This window comes from Vogesella perlucida, assembly GCF_979366545.1.
Genome location: NZ_CEETRO010000007.1, coordinates 86,084 through 101,476, shown reverse-complemented (window position 1 = coordinate 101,476; position 15,393 = coordinate 86,084). Strand labels below are relative to the sequence as shown.

The 15,393-nt window shown below is 62.5% G+C and carries 17 protein-coding genes; 15 read left to right on the top strand and 2 right to left on the bottom strand.

What is annotated here, in order from left to right; translation table 11 throughout:
* Positions 1-100: 100 nt before the first annotated feature.
* The 10 genes from deoC to ACZ9XP_RS11690 all read left to right on the top strand — a co-directional run bounded on the left by deoC (position 101) and on the right by ACZ9XP_RS11690 (position 8,838).
* Positions 101-868, top strand: coding sequence for a deoxyribose-phosphate aldolase (deoC, locus tag ACZ9XP_RS11735; RefSeq protein WP_147686050.1), 768 nt, complete (start codon positions 101-103; stop codon positions 866-868).
* A 172-nt stretch (positions 869-1,040) separates the two neighbouring features.
* Positions 1,041-2,261, top strand: coding sequence for a phosphopentomutase (locus ACZ9XP_RS11730; RefSeq protein ID WP_147686048.1), 1,221 nt, complete (start codon positions 1,041-1,043; stop codon positions 2,259-2,261).
* Positions 2,262-2,456: 195 nt separating this feature from the next.
* Positions 2,457-3,170, top strand: a complete 714-nt coding sequence (deoD, locus tag ACZ9XP_RS11725; protein WP_147686046.1) for a purine-nucleoside phosphorylase — start codon at positions 2,457-2,459, stop codon at positions 3,168-3,170.
* Positions 3,171-3,523: 353 nt separating this feature from the next.
* A complete protein-coding gene (rplM, locus tag ACZ9XP_RS11720; protein WP_017509912.1) occupies positions 3,524-3,952 on the top strand; it encodes a 50S ribosomal protein L13 in 429 nt (142 codons plus the stop codon).
* Between the two features lie 18 nt (positions 3,953-3,970).
* Entirely contained in the window at positions 3,971-4,363 is a 393-nt protein-coding gene (gene rpsI, locus ACZ9XP_RS11715) for a 30S ribosomal protein S9 (protein ID WP_017509911.1), read from the top strand.
* A gap of 223 nt (positions 4,364-4,586) precedes the next feature.
* Positions 4,587-5,630, top strand: a complete 1,044-nt coding sequence (argC, locus tag ACZ9XP_RS11710; RefSeq protein WP_147686044.1) for an N-acetyl-gamma-glutamyl-phosphate reductase — start codon at positions 4,587-4,589, stop codon at positions 5,628-5,630.
* 94 nt (positions 5,631-5,724) lie between these two features.
* Complete coding sequence (gene erpA, locus ACZ9XP_RS11705; protein ID WP_017509909.1) at positions 5,725-6,075, top strand: iron-sulfur cluster insertion protein ErpA; 351 nt, start codon at positions 5,725-5,727, stop codon at positions 6,073-6,075.
* A 65-nt stretch (positions 6,076-6,140) separates the two neighbouring features.
* On the top strand, positions 6,141-6,998 hold the full coding sequence (locus ACZ9XP_RS11700) for a CheR family methyltransferase (protein WP_147686042.1): 858 nt from the start codon (positions 6,141-6,143) through the stop codon (positions 6,996-6,998).
* 94 nt (positions 6,999-7,092) lie between these two features.
* Entirely contained in the window at positions 7,093-8,349 is a 1,257-nt protein-coding gene (locus ACZ9XP_RS11695; RefSeq protein ID WP_147686040.1) for a D-amino acid dehydrogenase, read from the top strand.
* A 99-nt stretch (positions 8,350-8,448) separates the two neighbouring features.
* Positions 8,449-8,838 carry a group II truncated hemoglobin gene (locus ACZ9XP_RS11690; protein WP_147686038.1) on the top strand — a complete coding sequence of 130 codons (390 nt, stop codon included), beginning with the start codon at positions 8,449-8,451 and terminating at the stop codon, positions 8,836-8,838.
* An 83-nt stretch (positions 8,839-8,921) separates the two neighbouring features.
* Here ACZ9XP_RS11690 and folB read toward each other — a convergent pair whose 3' ends face one another.
* Positions 8,922-9,281 carry a dihydroneopterin aldolase gene (gene folB / locus ACZ9XP_RS11685; protein ID WP_017509905.1) on the bottom strand — a complete coding sequence of 120 codons (360 nt, stop codon included), beginning with the start codon at positions 9,279-9,281 and terminating at the stop codon, positions 8,922-8,924.
* 68 nt (positions 9,282-9,349) lie between these two features.
* Between folB and plsY the strand changes: the two genes are divergently transcribed.
* Positions 9,350-9,982: a glycerol-3-phosphate 1-O-acyltransferase PlsY gene (gene plsY, locus ACZ9XP_RS11680; RefSeq protein WP_147686036.1), complete on the top strand. Its 633-nt coding sequence runs from the start codon at positions 9,350-9,352 to the stop codon at positions 9,980-9,982.
* Positions 9,983-9,985: 3 nt separating this feature from the next.
* Positions 9,986-10,495, top strand: coding sequence for a peptide deformylase (gene def / locus ACZ9XP_RS11675; RefSeq protein ID WP_147686034.1), 510 nt, complete (start codon positions 9,986-9,988; stop codon positions 10,493-10,495).
* Positions 10,496-10,562: 67 nt separating this feature from the next.
* Here the strand turns inward: def and ACZ9XP_RS11670 are convergent, their stop codons facing one another.
* A complete protein-coding gene (locus ACZ9XP_RS11670; RefSeq protein ID WP_170253678.1) occupies positions 10,563-11,522 on the bottom strand; it encodes a histone deacetylase family protein in 960 nt (319 codons plus the stop codon).
* A gap of 77 nt (positions 11,523-11,599) precedes the next feature.
* On the opposite strand from ACZ9XP_RS11670, the gene ACZ9XP_RS11665 reads away from it, so the two are divergent.
* From ACZ9XP_RS11665 to ACZ9XP_RS11655, 3 genes are read left to right on the top strand one after another with little or no spacing between them, the layout of a single operon-like run.
* The gene (locus ACZ9XP_RS11665) at positions 11,600-12,508 is read left to right on the top strand and encodes an AAA family ATPase (RefSeq protein ID WP_147686032.1); all 909 of its coding nucleotides are present in this window, start codon (positions 11,600-11,602) and stop codon (positions 12,506-12,508) included.
* The gene (locus tag ACZ9XP_RS11660) at positions 12,492-13,442 is read left to right on the top strand and encodes a DUF58 domain-containing protein (RefSeq protein WP_465188496.1); all 951 of its coding nucleotides are present in this window, start codon (positions 12,492-12,494) and stop codon (positions 13,440-13,442) included. The genes ACZ9XP_RS11665 and ACZ9XP_RS11660 overlap by 17 nt, the downstream gene beginning before the upstream one ends.
* Entirely contained in the window at positions 13,429-15,384 is a 1,956-nt protein-coding gene (locus ACZ9XP_RS11655; RefSeq protein WP_465188495.1) for a transglutaminase TgpA family protein, read from the top strand. The genes ACZ9XP_RS11660 and ACZ9XP_RS11655 overlap by 14 nt, the downstream gene beginning before the upstream one ends.
* Positions 15,385-15,393 lie beyond the last annotated feature (9 nt).

Below are 15,393 nucleotides of genomic sequence, written 5' to 3'. Positions count from 1 at the left end.
CGTGCGGCCAACCCTGGCCGCATGCGTGTTCTCGCCAGCTACCCAGGTAGCTGGCGCCGGGCCCGGGACGGGCCTGCAATCACTGTTAACCGAATGCATCATGCAAGACCTGAAACAGCAGGCACAGCTGGCGCTGTCGCTGATGGACCTGACGTCGCTGAATGACGACGACAGCGTAGCCACCATAGACGCCCTGTGCGCCAAAGCGCGCAGCGACGCAGGCCAGGTCGCCGCCGTATGCGTCTACCCGCGCTTTGTGCCGTACGCCCGCCGCGCGCTAGCGCGTGCCGGTGCCAGTGGCGTACGCATTGCCACCGTCACCAACTTTCCGCACGGTGACGACGATGTGGCGATTGCCGTGGCGGAAACCCGCGCGGCCATCGCCTACGGTGCCGACGAAGTAGACGTGGTGTTCCCCTGGCGTGCCCTGCAAGCGGGGGACGCCGATGTTGGCCGCGCGCTGGTGTCAGCGTGCAAGGCGGCTTGTGGCGACAAGGTGCTGAAGGTGATTATCGAAAGCGGCGAGCTGGCTACGCCAGCATTGATCCGTCAGGCCAGCGAGATTGCGCTGGCCGCCGGTGCCGACTTCCTGAAAACCTCTACCGGCAAGGTGGCGGTCAACGCCACGCCGGAAGCCGCGGCCATTATGTTGCAGGCCATCCGTGACAGCGGCCGCTGCTGCGGCTTCAAGGCTGCCGGTGGCGTGCGTACGGCTGACGATGCGGCAGTCTATTTGCTGCTGGCAGCCCACATCATGGGCGAGGCCTGGCTGACCGCGGCCAACTTCCGCTTTGGCGCCTCCGGCTTGCTGGCCAACTTGCAAGCGGTCGTGCTGGGTGGCGACATCACACGGCACAGCGGCTACTAAGCGGCGCCAAGGGTGGATTTGGCACCCGGCAAGGTTGGCCGCAGCGATGCGGCCAACCTTTTTTATGGATGGCCAGCTGGCCTGGCGGGCACTGTCCTTGCCGCCGCCAGCGTGCTAAAAACACAGATAAAGCGCAGCAAATACTGCGCCGCCAACACGACGAGGCAACACCATGACAAACCGACGCGCCATCATTCTGGTACTGGACTCCCTGGGCATAGGTGCCAGTGCCGACGCCGATAAATTTGGCGATGTAGGCAGCAACACCCTGGGCAGCATCGCCCGCACCGCCGCCAATGGTGCGGCCAACGTTGGCCGCAACGGCCCGCTGCAATTGCCCAACCTGTCCCGCCTGGGGCTGGGGCACGCCTGCGCGCTATCGTCCGGCTACTTCCCCGAGGGCATGGACCCGGCCGCGCCGGTGGCGGCCTACGGCTACGCCCGCGAGTTATCCAGCGGCAAGGACACGCCGTCCGGCCACTGGGAAATCGCCGGCGTACCGGTGCTGTTCGACTGGGGCTACTTCCACGACAAGCAGAACAGCTTCCCGCCGGCGCTGCTGGACGAGCTGGTGGCCAAGGCCGGCCTGCCGGGTTATCTGGGCAACTGCCACGCCAGCGGTACCGAGATTCTGGACCGTCTGGGTGAAGAGCATATGGCCAGCGGCAAACCCATTTTTTATACCTCGGCCGACTCGGTGTTCCAGATTGCCTGCCACGAGGAAACCTACGGGCTGGAACGCCTGTACGAGCTGTGCCGCATCACGCGCGAGGCGCTGGCGCCCTACAATATCGGCCGCGTGATTGCCCGCCCGTTTGTTGGCAGCGGCAAGGGCCAGTTCAGCCGCACCGGCAACCGCAAGGACCTGGCGGTAGAGCCGCCAGCGCCCACCGTGCTGCAGAAGCTGGCCGAGGCGGGCGGGCAGGTGGTGTCGGTGGGCAAGATTGCCGATATTTACGCCCACGTCGGTATCACGCAAAAGTACAAGGCCACTGGTCTGGACGAGCTATGGGATACCACCTTGGCCGCACTCAAGACCACGCCGGGCCACAGCATCATCTTTACCAACTTTGTGGATTTCGATTCCAGCTACGGCCACCGCCGTGACGTAGTCGGCTACGCCCGCGCGCTGGAGCAGTTCGACGCGCGCCTGCCCGGGCTGCTAGCGGCCATGGGTGACGACGATATCGTGATCCTCACCGCCGACCACGGCTGCGACCCCACCTGGCCGGGCAGCGACCACACCCGCGAGCACATCCCCGTGCTGTGCTACGGCAAGCAAGTGAAGCCCGGTAGCCTGGGCGAGCGGGCCACTTTTGCCGATATCGGCCAGAGCGTGGCCAGCTGGCTGGGTGTGCCGGCGATGGATTACGGCACGTCTTTTCTGGACTAACGCCTGAATGGCATCTTGCCGGTGGCTGCAGTGCCTATGGCACCGGCCGCCGGCCTGTTTTTGACTGCGGCCAACATACACGTACAGGGGCGGACGTGTTGGCGCATACCATCTCCGACGGCGGGCAGAGCACCGTTCCGGCCTTTGGCACCCGTGTATCAGCCGGCCGTCGTGACCATAGCAAGGAGATAAAACATGGCTACACCGCATATTGGCGCCGAAATGGGCGATTTCGCCGACATCGTACTGATGCCGGGCGACCCGCTGCGCGCCAAGCTGATTGCCGAAAACTACCTGGATAACGCCGTGCAGGTGACCAGCGTGCGCAACGTGTTCGGCTATACCGGCACCTACAAGGGCAAGCGCCTGTCAGTGATGGCGCACGGCATGGGTATTCCGTCTGCCAGCATTTACACCACCGAGCTGATCAAGGATTTTGGCGTGAAAACCATCATCCGCATCGGCTCTTGCGGCTCGGTTGACCCGGCACGCCTGGGCCTGCGCGATATCGTGATCGCTATGGGTGCCTGCACCGACAGCAAGGTGAATCGCATGCGCTTTCTGGACCACGACTACGCCGCCATTGCCGACTTCGAGGTGCTGCGTACGGCGGTAGATACGGCAGCCCAGCTGGGCAAGAAGGTGCAAGTGGGCAATGTGTTCTCGGCCGACCTGTTCTACGGTGTACAGCCGCAGCTGCTGGATACGCTCAAGAGCATGAATGTGAACGCGGTGGAAATGGAAATTGCCGGTATCTACGGTGTGGCCGCGCAATATGGTGCACGCGCGCTGGGCATTGTGACCGTGTCGGACGTGATTCCTACCGGAGAGGCCATGGATGCCGAAGCGCGGCAGACGACCTTCCGCGACATGATGGATATCGCGCTGGAAACGGCGCTCAAGCTGTAAAGCGGGCTTGGCGTTGCTGCATGGCACAGTGTTTGTAGCGTGCGAAGAACATTTTTTGGTGCAATGCACAAAATTGCCTTGCAAAGTGCCTAGCGCAATTCCATAATCAAGCTACATCAGGACGTTGCGTGAAAGTGTGCGTTTTGGTGTTGTCTCCTCCATCCTCCTTCTATAGGTGGAACTTGGCGCAATCAGGCAAGCCCGATTGCGCTCTTTTTTTGCCTTTTTGCCCAATGTGTACCGAAAACGGTTTCTCTTTGCCCGACAAGGCCTTGAATCGTGACTTAGGTTTGACAGCAGGGTATCTCTGTAATAGAATCCGGAACTTTCAAGAATTACGATGGAAGAGTTCCATGAAGACCTTTTCTGCCAAGCCGCATGAGGTAAAGCGCGAGTGGTTCGTGGTCGACGCCGAAGATAAGGTGTTGGGCCGTCTCGCTGCTGAAATCGCTCGTCGTCTGCGCGGCAAGCATAAGCCGGAGTTCACTCCGCACGTTGATACCGGTGATTACATTGTTGTCGTTAACGCAGAGAAACTGCGCGTTACCGGTAACAAAGCACTGGATAAGAAGTACTACCGTCACTCCGGCTACCCAGGTGGTATCTACGAGCGCAACTTCACCGAACTGCAAAACCAGTTCCCGGAGCGCGTTCTGGAAAAAGCCGTTAAAGGTATGCTGCCGAAGGGTCCGCTGGGTTACGCCATGATCAAGAAGCTCAAGGTATACGCCGGCACCGAGCACCCGCACACTGCGCAACAGCCAAAAGTGCTGGAAATCTGATTTCTGAGGCAAGTATAGATGAACGGTAAATACTACTACGGTACCGGCCGTCGCAAGAGCTCCGTAGCTCGTGTGTTCATGCAAAAAGGCTCCGGCCAGATCATCGTTAACGGCAAACCAGTTGACCAGTATTTCGCTCGCGAAACCGGTCGCATGGTTATCCGTCAACCACTGCAAATCACCGAGCACCTGGAGTCTTTCGACATCATGGTTAACGTGAACGGCGGCGGTGAAACCGGCCAAGCTGGTGCCATCCGTCACGGTATCACCCGCGCCCTGATCGACTTCAGCGCCGAGCTGAAACCTACTCTGTCCCACGCAGGCTTCGTTACTCGCGATGCCCGTGAAGTGGAACGTAAAAAAGTGGGTCTGCGCAAAGCACGTCGTCGCAAGCAGTTCTCCAAGCGTTAATCTGCTTGTTGCGAGACAAAAAAAGCCACCGTTCGCGGTGGCTTTTTTCTTTTGTGCCGAGCAGAAACTGCCACGCCTTGCCCTCTGCAGGCCGGCTTGCTGCCGTGGCGCAGCGGATACGGGGCAGGGCATGTGGCAGCCCGGTTTTGCCGGTTGCATTGCGCTGCAGCACTCCTTACCATGTCGCCTTTGCGACATTTTTTTATATCCAGAGGAGCCTCGCATGATCAAGGTGGGCATTGTCGGCGGTACCGGTTACACCGGTGTCGAGCTGTTGCGTTTGTTGGCCAACCATCCGGGTGCACAGGTTGTGGCGGTGACGTCGCGCAAGGAAGCCGGCATGAAAGTGGCCGAGATGTTCCCCAGCCTGCGTGGCCGTGTGGACGTGGCGTTCAGTACGCCCGACGAAACCGATCTGAAAGCCTGCGACGTGGTGTTCTTTGCCACCCCGCATGGCGTGGCCATGGCCCAGGCGCGCGAGCTGCTGGAAGCCGGCGTGAAGGTGATCGACCTGGCGGCTGACTTCCGTCTGAAAGACCCGGCCGTATTCGCCAAGTGGTACGCGATGGAGCACAGCTGCACCGACCTGCTGGCCGAGGCGGTATACGGCCTGCCCGAGGTCAACCGCGAGGCGATCCAGCAGGCGCGTCTGATCGGGATGGCGGGCTGCTACCCGACGTCGGTACAGCTGGGCCTGTTGCCACTGCTGGAAGGTGGCAAGCAGTACATCGAAACCGATACCCTGATTGCTGACTGCAAGTCTGGCGTATCCGGTGCGGGCCGCAAAGCCGAGGTGGGTACCCTGTTTGCCGAATCCAGCGATAACTTCAAGGCCTACGGTGTGAAGGGCCATCGCCACAGCCCGGAAATCGAGCAGGGCCTGTCGGCTATCCATGGTGCGCCGGTCAAGCTGACCTTTGTGCCGCACCTCACGCCGATGATCCGCGGCATTCACTCCACCATCTATGCCCGTCTGACACCGGCAGGCCGTGATGTGGATTACCAGCAGCTGTTCGAGGAGCGCTTTGCCGGCGAGCCATTTGTGGACGTGCTGCCCGCGGGTAGCTGCCCGGAGACCCGCTCGGTGCGCGGTGCCAATACGGCACGTATCGCTGTGCACCGCCCGGGCAATGGCGACTTGCTGGTGATTCTGGTGGTAGAAGATAATCTGGTAAAAGGCGCTTCCGGCCAGGCGGTACAGGTGATGAACCTGATGTTTGGCCAGCCGGAAAATGCCGGCCTGAATATCGTGCCGCTGCTGCCCTGATGTTGAAAACTCGCCAGGCGGCCCAATATCCTACTAAAATAGTAGGATGAAGGGCCGCTGGCGCGGTCCGTCCTTGTACCGAAAGGCTTGTGAGATGACTGCTGCTACCGAAACCCCGTCCCCGATCAACTTTACCGACAGCGCTTGCGACAAGGTGCGTGACCTGGTGGCCGAAGAAGGCAACCCGGATCTGAAACTGCGCGTTTTCGTTACCGGCGGCGGCTGCTCCGGCTTCCAGTACGGTTTTACATTTGACGAAATCGCCAATGAAGACGATACCGCTATTGAGCGCGCAGGCGTAACCTTCCTGGTCGACCCGATGAGCTATCAGTATCTGGTGGGTGCCGAGATCGACTACCAGGAAAGCCTGGAAGGTTCCCAGTTTGTGATTCGCAACCCGAATGCACAAACCACTTGTGGCTGCGGCTCGTCCTTTTCGGTGTAAGCCCGAGCGTTGCCTGATGCACAAACCCGGGTCTTGCCCGGGTTTTGTTTTTGCGGAGAGACACCATGCATAACAAGATTCCGCCCATCGTGTTGCCCAAGGTGGAGTTCACCCGTGAGTTTGCCTTCAGCGAACAGGATTTCGAACGCGTACGGCAGCTGATTTACAAAGAAGCCGGCATTTCGCTCAACCCCACCAAGAAAGACATGGTGTACGGCCGCCTGGTGCGCCGCATCCGCGAGCTGAAGCTGGATGGTTTTGCCGCGTATGTGGATTTCTTGCAAAGCGCGGGTGGCAAGCGCGAGTTCGAGCTGTTTGTGAATGCGTTGACCACCAACCTGACGTTCTTCTTCCGTGAAGAACACCACTTCCATATGCTGGCCGATTACCTGAAAACCCTGCCGGCAGGGCAGGAGATCAGCATCTGGTGCGCGGCCTCGTCCACCGGTGAAGAACCGTACTCCATCGCCATGACCGCGCTGGAAGCGCTGGGCGGGCGCGGCAATATCAGCATTCTGGCTACCGACCTGGATACCAGCGTGCTGGAAGTTGGCCGCAAGGGCATTTATAGCGCCGACAAGATCACCAAGCTGCCAGCCGGCTACGCCGCGCGCTATTTCGATAAACTGCCCGACGGTAACTACCAGGCCAAAGCGCAGCTGCGCAATATGATTACCTTCAGCCAGCTGAACCTGGTGCATAACAACTGGCCGATGCGCAAACAGTTCGACGCACTGTTTTGCCGCAACGTGATGATCTATTTCGACCGTGACACGCAGTTTGCCGTGCTGAAAAAGTTTCACCCGCTGATCAAGCCGCAGGGCTTGCTGTTTGTTGGCCACTCGGAAAACTTCTATTTCGCCTCGGAGTATTTTGCCCTGCGCGGCAAAACCGTGTACGAGCTGGCGCGCCGTAAGGCTTGACGTTTGCGGCAGCTTGGCATGCTGCCTGCATCGCTTTACCATGCTTGCCGGCAAGGCCCCTTGTGGGCCTTTTTTTTGTGTGCCAGGGGGTGAAATGAAGGTTGCCATACTGGGTGCCGGCATTATCGGTATTTCCACCGCGTGGTTTTTACGCCAGGCAGGGCATGATGTGGTGGTGGTAGACCGTGCCAGCGGCCCGGCCCGCGAGACCAGCTTTGCCAATGGCGGGCAGATTTCCGTGAGCCAGTCCGAGCCATGGGCGCACCCGTCCACGCCGTGGCGCGTGCTGCGCTGGATGCTGCGCGAGGATGCGCCGCTGTGGTTCCGCCCGCATCTGGACCCGGCGCAGTGGCGCTGGGCACTGCAGTTTTTGCGGGAATGCCTGCCCGGCCGCCATGCGGCCAACCTGCGCCATATGGTGGCGCTGGGGCGCTACAGCCAGCAGACCTTCGCTCAGCTGCGCCAGCAGCTGCCGCTACAGTACGCGCACCGTCAGCAGGGTATCCTGGCCTTGCTGTTCAGCCGCCAGGAGGTAGAGCATGCGCTGACCGCCTGCAAGCTGTTGGCCGCCGAGGGCGTGACGCGCCGGGTGGTGTCGGTAGACGACGCGGTAGCCCGCGAGCCGGCGCTGGCGGCCATCGCCCCGCAGCTGTTGGCCGCTACCTGGTGCGAGAGCGATGAATCCGGCGACGTGCACCAGTTTACCTGCCAGCTGGCGGCGGCCTGCGCCGATGCGGGCGTACAGTTTGCCTGGCAAACGCGCATCAATGCCCTGCAGCCACAGGGCGGGCGCATTGCCGGCGTATCGCTTACCGGTGCGGATGGCCGCTTTGAGACACTACAGGCCGATGCTTATGTGCTGGCGCTAGGCAGCCATACCCCGCTATTACTGGCGCAGCTGGGCCACCACATTGCGGTGTACCCGGCCAAAGGTTACTCGGCTACCCTGCCGCTGCGCGATGCAGCCAGCGCGCCGCAGGTCAGCATTACCGACGAGTCGCACAAGCTGGTGTTTTCGCGCCTGGGGGACACGCTGCGTGTGGCCGGTACCGCCGAGCTATCGGGTTATAGTAGCCACCTGAACCCGGTGCGCTGCGCGGCGCTGGTACGGCGCACGCAGCAGCTGTTCCCCGACGCTTGCCACTGGGACGCCGCGCAGTTCTGGACCGGCTTGCGCCCGGCCTCGCCCGGCAATGTGCCGCTGATCGGCCGCTATCGTTACAGTAATCTGTGGCTCAATACCGGCCACGGTACCCTGGGCTGGACCGAGGGGCCCGGCTCTGGCCGTGCGCTGGCGCAGCTGCTTAGCGGGCAGGTGCCGGAGATCGCTTTCCCGTTTTTGCACGGCTAGTGTGTGTGCTAGCTTGATCGCACCGGTTTTATTGATGTGGGGCAGGGTAGGCCATCGCCGCCGTGCTACCATGCAGCCCTTGTTTTGCAGGAAACCATCATGCAGGAAATGACCCCTTACGAGCTGCTGGGCGGTGCTGGCGTGGTGCGCTGGCTGACCGACCGCTTCTACGACATCATGGATACCGACCCGTCGGTAAAAAGCCTGCGCGATATGCACCCGGCCGACCTGGCTGGCTCGCGCGAGAAGCTGTACATGTTCCTGTCCGGCTGGCTGGGCGGCCCGCCGCTGTTCATGGATACTTTTGGCCACCCGCGTTTGCGCATGCGCCATATGCCGTTTGCCGTTGATAGCGTGGCGCGCGACCAGTGGATGCAGTGCATGACGCAGGCGGTGAACGAGCTGGTGTGCGAAGACTGGCTGAAAGCCAAGCTGATCGAGGCGTTTTACAATACTGCCGACTTCATGCGGAACCGCGAAGACGCCTGAGCCGGTATTCACGCAGCGCTGAATAAAACAATGCGGCCAACCTGGTAACAGGGTTGGCCGCATTGTCTTGTCTGGCAGCGTGTTTAGTGCGGGCGGTGGCCGCGCTCTATCATCACGCCCACGTGTTTGACATCCGGCAGGATGTTCAGCTTGGTGACCGCTACGCGTACCCACGGCGCGCCGAACTCGTCGCGCACGATGCTGGCAATGTGTTCGGCCAGCGCTTCGATCAGCAGGAAATGCTGCGCCGCCAGCGAGGCGCGCACGCGCTCGACGACTTCGCCGTAGTGGATGGTGTCGCCAATATCATCACTGTGGCAGGCTACTTCACTGGGGATGCCGTACTCGATATCCAGCAGCACCGTCTGGGGCGCGGTACGCTCCCAGTCGTATACGCCGATGACTGTGTCGGCGCGCACTTCGCGCAAAAAGATAATGTCCATCGTTGCGGGCTTTGGGTTTGTTGCCCGATACCGTAAAATGCCAAGCCTTGCATTCTAGTGGATAAGCCATGACCACAACAGCGTTTGCCTTTATTTTGGGTGCCTATCTGATTGGCTCCCTGTCTTTTGCCGTGATCGTGACCAAGCTGATGGGCATGGCCGATCCGCGTACCTACGGCTCCAAAAACCCCGGCGCCACCAATGTACTGCGCTCTGGCAAAAAGCTGGCCGCTGCACTGACCCTGCTGGGCGATGGCCTGAAAGGCTGGGTTGCGGTACTGCTGGTGCAGCAGTTCGGCCCGGCTTACGGCCTGGGTGAGCAAGCCGTGGCCATGGCAGGCCTGGCGGTGCTGGCAGGCCATATGTGGCCCGTGTTCTTTGGCTTCAAGGGTGGCAAGGGCGTGGCCACGGCCGTGGGCGTACTGGCTGCGTTCAACGGCTGGCTGGCCTTGGCCGCACTGGCAACCTGGCTCTTTATGGCGTTTGTGGTGAAGATTTCATCGCTGTCTGCCATTGTGGCCTGTGTGCTGGTGCCGGTTTATGCGTTTTTTATTGTCGGGCCGCAAAGTGTGTTCTGGGGCACCAGCATTATCATTGCGATTCTGGTGATCCATCGCCATAAATCCAACCTGATAAACCTGTTGACCGGCCAGGAAGACAAGATTGGCCAAGCCGAGCCGGGAGACAAAAAACAGCCCTGAGCCATGACCATTCGCCCGATACTGCCCCTGAGTGACCCCAGCCTGCGCCGCCAGGCCATGCCGGTAAACGATGTCAGTCAGGTGCAGTCTCTGGTGGATGACTTGCTGGATACGCTGTACGCCACCCGCAACGGTGTGGGGATGGCAGCCAACCAGCTTGGCGAGGCGCTGGCCGTGGCGGTAGTGGATGTCAGCGACGGGCGCAACGCCCCGCTGGTAATGATCAACCCGCGCATCGTGGCGCAGCGCGGTAGGGTACGTGGCAAGGAAGGCTGCCTGAGCGTGCCGGGCTACCGTGCCACTATTGCCCGTGCCGAAGTGATAGAGCTGGCTGCGCTGGATCGGTGCGGCCAACCTTTTACCCTGACGGCCTGCGATTTTCAGGCTGCCGCCATCCAGCACGAGCTGGACCATCTGGCTGGCCGCGTGTTTGTAGACCATCTGCCGCGCTGGCGCCAGCGCTGGGTGTACTGGCGCCACCCGCAGTGGCGGCAAGCTTTGCCGCAGGGCTGATGCGGCGAACCAGTAAAAAACCGGCCTGGTGGCCGGTTTTTTCATATCAATGGCGGGCAGGGCAGGGTTAGCCGTCCGACAGCACTTTCACGTGCGCCGCCACGCTGCGTGCCAGCGACGACAGGTCGTAGCCACCTTCCAGTGCCGACACGATGCGGCCTTCGCAGCATTCTGCTGCCACCATCATCAGCTGCCGTGTTACCCACTCGTAGTCGGCCTCCACCAGGCCCAGCGAACCCATGTCGTCTTCGCGGTGCGCATCAAAGCCGGCCGAGATGAAAATCATCTGCGGCTGGAACTCTCGCAGCTGCGGCAGCCACAAATACTCCACCGCTTCGCGGAACTCGCGGCTGCCGCTACCGGCTTTCATCGGCACATGGTGCATATTGCTGCCCATGGGATTATCGCCGCTATAGGGGTAGAACGGGTGCTGGAAGATGGACACCATCATCACGCGCGGGTCGTCGTGAAAGATTTCCTCGGTGCCATTGCCGTGGTGAACGTCAAAGTCCACTACTGCTACGCGTTCCAGCCGGTACTGCGACAAGGCGTGGGCAATGCCCACAGCAATATTGTTGAAAAAGCAGAAGCCCATGGCTTTGTCGCTTTCGGCGTGGTGGCCGGGCGGGCGGATGGCGCAGAAGGCATTGGGGGCTTCTTTGTTCATCACCATGTCCACCGCCTTGACCACGGCACCGGCTGCACGCTGTGCCGCCGGCAGGGTGCCGGGGTTCATGGCGGTGTCCGGGTCCACGCGGAAGGTACCGACCGACGGCGCGCAGGCCTCGATGTACTCGACGTAATGTGGCGGGTGCACCCTGGCCAGCTGTTGTTCGCTGACCTGTGGGGCATCGATTTCCTGCAGGCTGTCGAAGATTTGCGACGCCATCAATTGGTCCTTGATGGCCACCAGCCGCTCGGGGCATTCCGGGTGGCCCACGCCCATATTGTGCTGCAGGCAGTCGCTATGGGTGATGTAGGCGGTGAGCCCGCCGCCGGTAATATGAGATTTCAACCAGTTAAGCACAAGCGTTTCCTTATTGCTTTGCCGAGGCAAAAGGGATATATGATTTTTTAATAAATAGTGCGCGTAAGCAGGCCCGAATGCAATCCATCACCTTTGCGTATCGTCAACTTAATGCCTTGATATTGGGGAAACCACAGCAAACCCGGCTAGCGCTGGCGTGTTTGCTGGCGGGTGGCCACTTGCTGATCGAGGATGTGCCCGGCGTGGGCAAAACTACCCTGGCGCATAGCCTGGCTGCCGTCTTGGGCCTGGACTACCGCCGCGTGCAGTTCACCAGCGACTTGCTGCCGGCAGATGTGCTGGGCGGCAGCGTGTTTTTGCCGGGGGAGGGGCGCTTCGAGTTCCGCCCCGGGCCGGTGTTCTCGCAGCTGTTGCTGGCCGATGAAATCAACCGCGCCTCGCCCAAAGTACAGTCCGCGCTGCTGGAAGCCATGGAGGAGCACCAGGTGTCCGCTGATGGCGCGACGCATGCGCTGCCCGAGCCGTTCTTTGTCATTGCCACGCAGAACCCGGATGGCCAGCGCGGCACCTTCCCCTTGCCCGAGTCGCAGCTGGACCGCTTCCTGATGCGCATCTCCCTGGGCTACCCGCCGGCTGACGCCGAGCTGAAGCTGCTGCAAGGCGGCGACCGCCGCCAGGTCATGCACAAGCTGACTGCCGCGCTGAGTACGGCTGATTTGCTACAGCTGCAGCAGCAGGCGGCCAACCTGCATGTGTCCCCTGCGCTGGCTGGCTATGTGCTGGCGCTGCTGCAGGCCACGCGCCAGCCCGAGCTGTTTGTGCATGGGCTGAGCCCGCGTGCCGGCCTGGCCTTGTTGGCCGCAGCGCGCGCGTGGGCGCTGCTGGATGGCCGTGACCATGTGTTGCCGGAAGACATCAAGGCCGTGTTTGTGCCGGTGGCTGCGCACCGACTGACACCTCGCCTGCCGGGTAGCGACAGCAGCGCGCTGCTGCTGCGGATACTGGGCAATGTGGCGCTGGCGTAAGGCGCTGCAGCAATGGGTGCTGCGCCATACCCCTCGTGAGGCGCAGGCACGGCTGACGCAGCGGCGCATTTACCTGCTGCCCACCCGCTTTGGCGCCATCATGCTGGTGGTGGCGCTGGCGGTGTGGGTCGGCGCGCTGAACTACGCGGTAAGCCTGGCCTACGTGCTGTCGTTCTGGATTGTGGCGCTGATGCTGCTGTCGGTGTTGCTGGCTTACCGTCAGCTGGCGGGCTTGCAGCTGCAGGCACGCGCGGCGGCCAACGTGTTTGCCGGGGACGAGGCGCGCTTTCTTGTACACCTGCAATGGGCCGATACCCAGCCACGACGCTTGCGACTGCGCTGGTATGAAGGGGATACCGTGCTGGCTGAAAGCACCGCCCCCGGTGACTATGCCTTGCCGCTGGCTGCTCCGTATCGCGGGCAGCTGGCCATGCCGGTGTTGCGGGTATGGTCGGAGGCACCGCTGGGCCTGGTGCGGGCGTTTAGCCATGTCCGTTTGCAGGCGGCGCTGTGGGTGTACCCGCAGCCGCTGGCTGACCCGCGCGAGCTGGCCTGGCAAGGGGAAGAGGGAGAAGCCGCCGCCACAGCGCCCGGCGGCGACGAGTTCGCCGGCCTGGCCCCTTGGCAGGCAGGGCAGAGCCTGCACCGTATCGCTTGGCGCGTGTATGCCCGGCGCGGCAGCCTGGCCGCCCGCGAGTTTGCCAGCCCTGCGGACGCTGGCGGGCTGCCCAGCCTGAGCTGGGATGACTACGCGGCCAACGTGCCGCCCGAGCAGTGCTTATCCCACTTATGCTGGCATGTCTTGCAGGCCACCCGCGCCGGGGCCGGCCTGCGGCTGCGGCTGCCGCAGGGGGAATACCACGTCGATGCGGGTGACGGCGAGCCGGCTTTGCTGGCGCTGGCCCGCTTTGGAGTACACGATGCTGGCGGATGAACTCAGGCTGGCCAGCTTTGCCGTGCTGGCGGCGCTGGCCTTGGTCGCGCTGCCCTTGTTCTTGCACCTGCCGGGCTGGGTACCGCTGGTGTTTGCCCTGCTGCTCGCCTGGCGCGCTACGCTGGTGTGGCAGCGTCGGCCTTTGCCACGCCGCCTCTGGCTGATGCTGGGTTTGCTGCTGCCCATCGCTGCCTTGTGGCTGAACCTGCGTACGCTGGTGGGGCGCGAGGGTGGGGTGGCTTTTCTGTTGCTGCTGGTGGGCGGCAAGGCGCTGGAAACGGCCAGCCTGCGCGACTGGCGCGTGCTGCTGGCGCTGGGCTTTTTTCTGGCGGCCATGCCGCTGCTGTTTGACCAGAGCCCGCTGTCAGCGTTGTGGTTATTGCTGTCGCTGTTTGCGCTGACCTGGGCCATGGTATTGCTAGCGGGCGAAGACGCCCGCCTGAGCCCGGCGGTGACGGCGCGGGCGCTGTTGTTATCGTTCCCCTTGATGGCGGTGCTGTTTGTGGTGATGCCGCGTTTGCCCGGCCCGTTGTGGAGCATGCCCACCGAACAACAAGGTGCCACCACCGGCCTGGCCGATAGCATGAGCCCCGGTGCCATCGGCAAGATGATCCCTTCGCGTGAGCCGGTGTTTACCGCCGAGTTTCGTGGTAGCCAGCCGCGCGTCAGCCAGCTGTATTGGCGTGTGATGGTGTTCGACCAGTTTGACGGTGCGCGCTGGACGGCGGCCAACCTGGCTTTGCCACGCGGGGTTGAGGTGGGTGCCGATACGGCGGCGCTGCGATACGACGTGGTCGCCGAGCCGTTCCAGGGCTACCTGCCCATGCTGGAGCAGGGCGTAGCAGCGGGCGAGGGCGTGGTGCTGGGCTATCAGCAAAAGCTGCGCCGCGTGGAGGCGGCCAACACCGCCAGGCTGCGCTACAGCGTGCAGAGTGTGGCCAGCAGCCAGTATCGCGACGCGCTGGGCGAGCGGGAGCAGGGGTTTTATCTACAGCTGCCCGCCGGTAACCCGCGCACCATCCAGGCCGGGCAGTCGCTGGCGCAGCGCCACCCGCAGCCTGCTGCGCGCCTGCAGGCGCTGCAGCTGTGGCTGGCCGAGCAAGGCCTGCGCTATACGCTCAACCCGCCCACGCTGGCTGACAATGTGGTGGATGGTTTCCTGTTTGGCAGCCGCCAGGGTTTTTGCGAGCACTTTTCTTCGGCATTTACCGTACTGGCGCGCGCTGCCGGGCTGCCCGCACGTGTTGTGGTAGGTTTCCAGGGTGGGGAATTCAACGCGCAGGGGCGCTTCTGGCAGATCCGCTCGTCCGACGCCCATGCCTGGAGCGAGGTCTGGGTAAACGGCAGCTGGCAGCGGGTGGACGCTACCGCGCTGGTGGCCCCGCAGCGGGTGGATGCCGGCATCGACAATACCCTGCGCGAGGTGGCACCGCGCATGCCGCTGGTCGGCGGCCGCCCGCCGGGCTGGGCGCAGTGGGTAGGCCAGCAGTGGCAGCTGGCCAACTTTAGCTGGCAGCGCTGGGTGGTGGGCTACGATGCCGCCAGCCAGCAGAACCTGTTTCAGAAACTGGGTCTGGGCGAGGTGTCTGCGGCCAACGTGGCGAAGGCTTTGCTGGGCGGCATGGCGCTGGTCCTGCTGCCGCTGGCGGCCTATGTGTTGCATGGCCGCCGCGTGCGGCGCAGCCTGCCGCAGCAGGTATGGCAAGCGCTGGTACAGCGCTTGCGCCGTGCCGGCCTGGCGGTGGCGCCGGGTGATACCGCTGGCGAGCTACAGGCCCGTGCAAGGCAGCTGGCAGAGGCCGACCAGCAAGCGCTGGCCGCCTTGCTGCAGCAGTGGCAGCGTTTGCAGTACTCGCCGCAAGGGGGCGATAAGGCGGCCTGGCGCCGTTTATGGCGACAGGTGCGGGCGTTTCGCCCGGCCAAGGTTGGCCGCAAGCGCTAGTCTGGCTGG